The organism is Flammeovirga agarivorans (assembly GCF_012641475.1).
Taxonomy (GTDB): domain Bacteria; phylum Bacteroidota; class Bacteroidia; order Cytophagales; family Flammeovirgaceae; genus Flammeovirga; species Flammeovirga agarivorans.
Genome location: NZ_JABAIL010000109.1, coordinates 1 through 603 on the forward strand (window position 1 = coordinate 1; position 603 = coordinate 603).

Here is a 603-nt window from a genome sequence, read left to right on the forward strand (position 1 = left end):
ATGAGCAGCCATGACGCCATGATGGTCGCCAGCGGCATCACCACCGTGCTGGACGCCGTGGCGATTGGCGACGTGCGCGATGGCGGCGATCGTCTTGAGAATCTGGAGAAGATGGTCAATGCCGTGGAGGAGACGCAAAAGCGCGGTCTCAACCGCGCCGAACACCGCCTGCACCTGCGCTGCGAGCTGCCGCATCACACCACGCTGCCGCTGTTTGAAAAACTGATCGATCGCGAGTCGGTGAGCATGGTCTCTCTGATGGACCACTCGCCGGGCCAGCGTCAGTACGCCGATCGCAGCAAGTACCGCGATTATTATCAGGGCAAATATCATCTGACGCATGACGAAATGGACCGTTTTGAAGCCGAGCAGATGGCTCTGGCCGCCACCTGGTCGCAGCCCAATCGCCAGACCATCGCCGCCATGTGCCGCGCCCGCCGTATCGCCCTCGCCAGCCACGACGACGCCACCGAGGCGCATGTGGCCGAATCTCACCAGCTAGGGAGCGTGATCGCCGAGTTTCCCACCACGCTGGCCGCGGCGCAGGCTTCACGTCAGCACGGGATGCACGTCCTGATGGGGGCGCCGAATATCGTGCGCGGC

Annotated in this window: 1 protein-coding gene; it reads left to right on the plus strand. The window is 63.5% G+C overall.

Features of this window, described 5'->3' with window-relative positions:
- The coding region (gene phnM, locus HGP29_RS28475) for an alpha-D-ribose 1-methylphosphonate 5-triphosphate diphosphatase (RefSeq protein ID WP_168885840.1) at positions 1-603 on the plus strand (603 nt) is incomplete at both ends.